The organism is Terrimonas alba, assembly GCF_042434975.1.
Classification (GTDB): Bacteria; Bacteroidota; Bacteroidia; order Chitinophagales; family Chitinophagaceae; genus Terrimonas_B; species Terrimonas_B alba.
Window position 1 is genome coordinate 317,028 of sequence record NZ_JBHMQM010000009.1, and the last position, 6,686, is coordinate 323,713.

Consider the following 6,686-nt stretch of genomic DNA (forward strand, 5'->3'; position numbering starts at 1 on the left):
CTTCTTTTAATCAAAGACGAATGCATTTACTTTATCACTTCCAGCTCTTTCCCAACTTTTGTAAACGCCGCAATCGCTTTATCCAAATGTTTTTGCTCATGTGCGGCGCTTAACTGCACCCTGATCCTTGCCTGGCCTTTGGCCACAACCGGGAAAAAGAATCCAATCACATAAATTCCCTCTTCCAGCAATCTGGCAGCAAAGTTTTGCGCCAGCACTGCATCGTATAACATGATCGGAACGATCGGGTGATCACCGGGTTTAATATCAAATCCCGCTTCCGTCATTTTGGTGCGGAAATAGTTCGTGTTGTACTCCAGCTTATCTCTCAATTCAGTTGTTTCGGTCAGCATATCCAACACGGCGATCGATGCCCCGACAATAGAAGGCGCCAGTGTATTGCTGAACAAATAGGGCCGTGACTTCTGACGTAGCATATCGATCACCTCTTTTTTCCCAGAGGTAAAGCCACCGGAAGCACCGCCAAGGGCTTTACCTAAGGTCCCTGTAATAATATCGATCTTACCCATTACGCCACGATACTCATGAGTTCCCCGTCCTGTTTTCCCCAGGAAACCGGAGGAATGACACTCATCTATCATAATAACAGCATCATATTTTTCAGCGAGTTCCACAATCTTATCCAATTGGGCGATGGTACCGTCCATACTAAATGAACCATCTGTTACGATGATGCGACTACGGCATTTTGAAGAGTCCTTCAGTTTCGCTTCCAGGTCATCCATATTGTTGTGCTCGTAGCGAAAACGTTGCGCCTTGCACAGGCGAACGCCGTCAATAATAGAGGCGTGGTTCAATGCATCAGAAATGATGGCATCCTCTTCATTGAACAGCGGTTCAAATACGCCGCCATTGGCATCAAAAGCCGCGGCATATAAGATCGTATCTTCTGTGCCCAGGAATTTGGAAATTTTTCCTTCCAGTTCTTTGTGTATATCCTGCGTACCGCAGATAAAACGAACGCTGCTCATCCCATAGCCATGCGAATCAATGGCGGCGTGGGCGGCGGCAATTACTTTTGGGTGAGAAGAAAGGCCCAAATAATTATTGGCGCAAAAATTCAAAACCGTCTTGCCTCCCACTTTTATCTCAGCTCCCTGCGGGCTGGTAATTACCCGTTCCGTTTTATAAAGACCGGCGGCTTTTATTTCCTCTACTTCTTTACCTATCCGTTGGGCGAATTTTTGATTCATTCGGTTATTTTTTATTTTTTGCAGTATGGAACTTACAGGCCAAATTTTTCCCTGTCTGCCGACAGGCAGGATTTTTTATTAAAAAGGGAATGAAAACTTTGGCTCGTTCGTTTCATAGTTAAAATTTGAGCCGCAAACCTACGTAAAGTTTTCAGCCCAATATGAACAACCGTTTGACTAAAATAGCCAGCCAATATTTCTAACAATGATCATGCAGTAAGAAGCGCCGGGCGAACGCAGCATCATTTCTGCAATTCCCACTCATTTTAAAATCGACTCAGGGTATTTCGCCCCCCATTTTCCGCATTTCATTGGCAAAATTCCGCTTCCCGTCAATTATTGTCTTTTATGACTTTTACAAGGTTTTACCTTTACTGTAACATTTTGACGGTTTGTGCCGTCAAATGTCAGAAACCAGCCCAACATGAGATTGAAACCTACCATACAAATCTTGCTGACCGTGCTTGCCATTGTGGGTATTTTCCTGGTATTCCAATCTTCTACGCCGGTTTCTAAAGGCGATTCCTGCGATGAATCAATGAACGACTGCTGCAAAAAGAAGACAACCAGCGACAAAATGATTTGGGAAAACCTTTCACAGCAGTTTTTTTCCTCGTTATAAGCTTGGAAGGGTAAATTTTTCTCCCGATTGTAACTTTTTTCTATTGTTAACCGTATAAACTAAGAATCCGGGCTCATATAGTAATTTTGAGCTAACCGGTTACCGGCTGTTTATGACTGAAAGGGAATATAACGAATGTGTTAATACTTACGCAGACAATGTGTATCGCTTCATTGTGAAAAACCTTCGCCATGAAGAAGATGCAAGGGATGTGGTACAAACCGCCTTTGAAAAAATGTGGCGCAACCGCGCCGAAGTGGATGTGAAGCGATCAAAATCCTATCTCTTTACGGTAGCTTATCATCAGATGATCGACCATATCCGGAAAGTGAAAAGGATACAACTGAAAGAAGAGTTTACCGAAGGCTCGAAGGTGCAGGACCGGCCAGCCAATAACCTGAAAAAGGTATTGGAAGAAGCGCTGAGCCGGTTGAGCGAAACACAACGGTCATTGGTTTTATTAAAAGACTACGAAGGATATAGTTATGATGAAATAGGACAGATAACGGGCCTGAGTGAAAGCCAGGTAAAAGTGTACCTGCACAGGGCCAGGGTGCAATTGAAGGAATATTTGGTAAAAATTGAAAATGTAATATGAGGTAAGAGGTCTGAAGTCAGAAGTCAGAAATTCCATACAATACCTTCTGGCCTCCGGCATCAGGCTTCCGACATCGGACATCAAACATCATGAAAATTAGCCGTCATAATTACGAAGAGTATTTTATCCTTTACCTGGATAATGAGCTGAGCAGTGAAGATCGCAGGGAGGTAGAACTTTTTGTACAAGATAATCCCGACCTGAAAACAGAACTGGATCTGCTGCAGCAAAGCCAGTTGATACCGGACACGTCGATTGTTTTTTCTGACAAAGAAGAATTGATGCGTGTATCCGGCGCTGATACTATTATAAATACCGCCAACTACGAAGAATGGCTGATCTGCTATGTGGACAATGAGTTGACACCTGCTCAAAAAATAGCTGTTGAAGAGTTTGTTGCAGCTCATCCGGCCATCCAATTGCAATTGGATATTTTGCAAAAGACAAAACTGCAACCTGAAACAATTATTTTCCCCGATAAAGAATCATTATACCGGAAAGAAGAGAAAGTAAGAGTTGTTGCCATTCATTGGAGACGTATCGCAGTAGCTGCTGCCTTATTATTAGCAGTAAGTTCTACCGCACTTATAGTAATTAATAATAAGAAGGATAAAGAAACCGGTGTAGCAGAAATCAAACCCGGAGAGAAAAAAAATATGCCCGGTAATGCAATTGATCAACCCGCAAATGTGAAAAAGCAGGCAAACGAAAATAACGAGCTTGCCAATAATGATCTCATCAAAAAAAATACTGATCCTCACAACAGCGTTGTTGCCATAAAAGAAAAAAAGACTGAAAGAAAAGAAAAGACGAAACAACAATTGCCCGTTGAAGTGAAGCAAAATGATGCAGTAGTGGCAAAGACAAAGGAAGAGAAGAGAAAAACAAATGATCTGCCACAACCGGTTTACAATCCGAATGTAAACAAAGAGCTGAATCAAACCTCTATTGCACAAGTTGAAACTCCTGTCAAAGAATCATTAACAAATTCTAAAGAAACAAATCAACCCTACATTGTAACTCCCAATAGCTCACATCCGTTAGACAATGTAATAGCGGCATCGTCAAAAGAATCGGTAGATCCGATTGACGATGAGCAGCCAGGCAAGAAAAACAAACTCCGCGGATTTTTCCGGAAAGTCACCCGGACGTTTGAAAAAACCACCAATATCAAGGCGACAGATGAAGATCGCTTATTGGTAGGCGGGCTGGCAATTAAATTATAATTTCACTTTTTTTAAAACAGATTTATATGAAATGAGCCATAAAAATTTTCGAGCAAATTCATAACAAATGCGATGAAAATTTTTATGGTGAATTCCATGTGACCAAAAAAGCAATACAAATTAACACATGAAAAGGTTTTTTATCCTTGGCATCGCATTGTGTGCTATAATGACTGGCTTTGCACAAAAAGATACAACTTCCAAACAAGCACCGGATACAATTAAAATTGGCGGCATGGTGATCATTCGTGAGGCGGGAGGCAATTATGACAGCACGAAGAGCCGCAACAAAATATTCCGCATTAATAATCGCCGTAACAATGATAAGCCTGCCAACATCAGCACCAACTGGTGGATCTTTGATATCGGCTTTTCTAACTATGTGGACAACACCAATTACACTTCTGCCGTTACTTCCGGCTTTGTTGCACCAGGTATTGGTGAAGAAGACCTGAAGGCAAGGGCCGGTAAATCAAGAAATGTAAACATCTGGGTATTTATGCAGCGGATCAATATGATCAAGCATATTGTAAACTTAAAATATGGATTGGGAATAGAATTAAACAACTATCATTTTGAAAATAAACAGATCCGGTTTAATGAAGCCCTGCCAAGGATAGATAAAGGTCATACTGATGTTGCTAAAAACAAACTGGCTGCAGATTATCTTACAGTCCCCCTGATGCTGAACTTCAATTTCACCCCTCAAAAGCGGCAAAACTTTGGCATCAGTGCTGGTATAAGTGCCGGTTGGTTATACAGTGCCCGTCAAAAAATTAAAAAAGACGGTGATGTTGATAAAACAAAAAGCGATTTCGATCTCCGCAAATGGAAGCTTTCTTATGTTGGAGAAATAGCCCTGGGCCCGGTTAAATTATATGGATCTTATGCATTTAAAAACATGTTTGAAAAAGGAGTTGATCTCACCCCTTATAATGTTGGTTTCCGCTTTAGCAACTGGTAAAGAAAAAATACCACGTAAGAGTCACTGAGCGTTAATAAAATCAACGATCATTTTTCACAACTGCATTCTTTATTTATACACATCCCGCCGAAAATTTTCAGCGGGATTTTTCTTTGCACCATTTTTGCTAATTGCGTATCCTTGTAATACCAACTGGCTATCAGTTGACAGGATGTGAGGCGCAGGCCGGTAGCTTAGTTGCTATTACACCGAACGCTATAGTTAACTTTTAGCGTTCGGTGTAAAGTTTTCGTTAAAGAAATCCACATCGAAAATAAATAAATCTGTACCACCGTTTGATAAGAGACGGTAAAGGATAGACTATGAAAAGTATTCTTTTATTCAGTTCCGTATTATTAGGAAGCGGCCTGTTGCTATTCAATTCTCCTTCATCAAAAAATATTGTTTCAAAAAAACTAAATAAGCGGTCAGCCGGCGCTGGCCCGGTGGGCGCCATTTCAATTCTGATTGACAAATCGGATTATGAGTTGAGCGTATATGATGAAAAAGGTTGGTATGCTACTTACCCTGTCGTATTTGGCAACAATAGTCTTGATGATAAAAAAATGGAAGGCGACAACAAAACACCGGAAGGCAGTTTTAAGATCGTAAGCAAACGGGTACATGAAAAATGGTACCGGTTCCTGGCCATTGATTATCCAACCAAAGAAAGCTGGGAAAAATTTAATGCCCGCAAAAGACGGGGTGAGATCCCGGCCAATGCCTCCATTGGCGGTTCCATTGGCATTCACGGCACCTGGCCCCGTGAAGATTTTGTTATCGACAAATATAAAAACTGGACCATGGGGTGCATTTCCATGAAAAAAGATGATGTATTGGAAATATACGCCTATACCCCCATTGGAACAAAGGTTGTCATTCGAAAATAAATAGCTGGCTGATCCGGTAAAATGACCAAAATATTTTCTCCAAAAAAAATCTGCGGGATATTAAAAAAATAATCTCAATTTAATTTGTAGGTCATACAAAAAAACCCTTAGTTTTGTTTTAATAAAGGGAACGTTTACTGTCCGACTCTTCTAAGCCCTATAACCCGCACTTTATCTAAATTTTCTGCCCGAGTTTTTGAATCGGTTTTCAGGTTCTGATTGTACCAATGATATTGGTAACTATGATGACGTGTTTTCAAAACCAATCATAGGTGTGGGTGATCCATGCCTGTATAACGGGAAACTTGCCATATGCTAACAATACACGCCAGGCTTTGTTGTGCAAGGCCGCAGCTATACATCCATAGAGAGGTATTATTATTGGATCATTCTCCTCCTTAGCTATTCTCACTATTTTACTAATTGCTTGCCAGCAAAATAATTTATCCAAAGCCATTAATAATCCTTAACAACATTCACATCTATTGACAAATTCTACTTCACTAACCCACCAGGATTATAGCTTTTTTAAATCCCTGCTACAACATCAGTACTCTGAATGAAAATTTATCATCACTACATCCTCTGAGAAACAAGGCTAGAAAATCATATCGTTCACTTCTAAAACCTTGTTTTATGACGTGTACAATTAAACACCAAACCAATACCGTTTCAAAATGCTTACTTAAGCTAAAAATTCTACTGCTTCCTTTCTTGTTAATTTTTTCCTTACAAACTTTTTCCCAGGGATATACTACAGTTGATTTTCACCAGGCACAAAATGACAGGGGCGGGGCACAAACCTATGTCATTGACTGGGTCAATGGTATCCTGAATGCTACGCATACCGATTATTTTGAAGGCATCGGTGTGCCGCAAAGAATTGTACTTACCGGCATTCTAGCCAATGCCGCCAACTCTAATCCCAATAAGCACTCTTTAAGATTCCGGGTTTTGGCGGAAAAAGATAAAAAGCATGCTTATGATTTTCCCATCTCCTGGGAACAGGCTTTTAAAACTGCGGAGGATATCGGCAATGGTACTGTCAATGAACTGATAAACCTGTTTAACCAACAATGTGATCCGGCATTTAGCGCAGCGGGAGCTGCTGCCTGTGCTGCACTGACCGATGGTGTTAACGATTTTGTTCAGACGGCATCTTTTCCTGATGT

Annotated in this window: 8 protein-coding genes; 6 read left to right on the plus strand and 2 right to left on the minus strand. The window is 40.9% G+C overall.

The window, feature by feature from the left end; genetic code table 11:
* Positions 1–26 precede the first annotated feature (26 nt).
* Complete coding sequence (kbl, locus tag ACFEL9_RS24260) at positions 27–1,214, minus strand: glycine C-acetyltransferase (RefSeq protein WP_385895461.1); 1,188 nt, start codon at positions 1,212–1,214, stop codon at positions 27–29.
* A gap of 424 nt (positions 1,215–1,638) precedes the next feature.
* Between kbl and ACFEL9_RS24265 the strand changes: the two genes are divergently transcribed.
* The 5 genes from ACFEL9_RS24265 (at position 1,639) to ACFEL9_RS24285 (ending at position 5,514) form a co-directional block, all read left to right on the plus strand.
* Positions 1,639–1,836, plus strand: coding sequence for a hypothetical protein (locus ACFEL9_RS24265; protein ID WP_385895464.1), 198 nt, complete (start codon positions 1,639–1,641; stop codon positions 1,834–1,836).
* Positions 1,837–1,948: 112 nt separating this feature from the next.
* On the plus strand, positions 1,949–2,434 hold the full coding sequence (locus ACFEL9_RS24270) for an RNA polymerase sigma factor (RefSeq protein WP_385895467.1): 486 nt from the start codon (positions 1,949–1,951) through the stop codon (positions 2,432–2,434).
* Positions 2,435–2,523: 89 nt separating this feature from the next.
* Positions 2,524–3,660: an anti-sigma factor family protein gene (locus ACFEL9_RS24275; protein WP_385895468.1), complete on the plus strand. Its 1,137-nt coding sequence runs from the start codon at positions 2,524–2,526 to the stop codon at positions 3,658–3,660.
* Positions 3,661–3,787: 127 nt separating this feature from the next.
* Positions 3,788–4,624 (plus strand): outer membrane beta-barrel protein, encoded by an 837-nt coding sequence (locus tag ACFEL9_RS24280; protein WP_385895470.1) that lies wholly within the window; start codon positions 3,788–3,790, stop codon positions 4,622–4,624.
* 323 nt (positions 4,625–4,947) lie between these two features.
* Entirely contained in the window at positions 4,948–5,514 is a 567-nt protein-coding gene (locus ACFEL9_RS24285) for a L,D-transpeptidase family protein (protein WP_385895473.1), read from the plus strand.
* 256 nt (positions 5,515–5,770) lie between these two features.
* Here the strand turns inward: ACFEL9_RS24285 and ACFEL9_RS24290 are convergent, their stop codons facing one another.
* On the minus strand, positions 5,771–5,926 hold the full coding sequence (locus ACFEL9_RS24290) for a hypothetical protein (RefSeq protein ID WP_385895475.1): 156 nt from the start codon (positions 5,924–5,926) through the stop codon (positions 5,771–5,773).
* Positions 5,927–6,150: 224 nt separating this feature from the next.
* Between ACFEL9_RS24290 and ACFEL9_RS24295 the strand changes: the two genes are divergently transcribed.
* Positions 6,151–6,686 (plus strand): hypothetical protein (locus tag ACFEL9_RS24295; protein WP_385895478.1); only part of this gene is annotated, 536 nt, incomplete at its 3' end.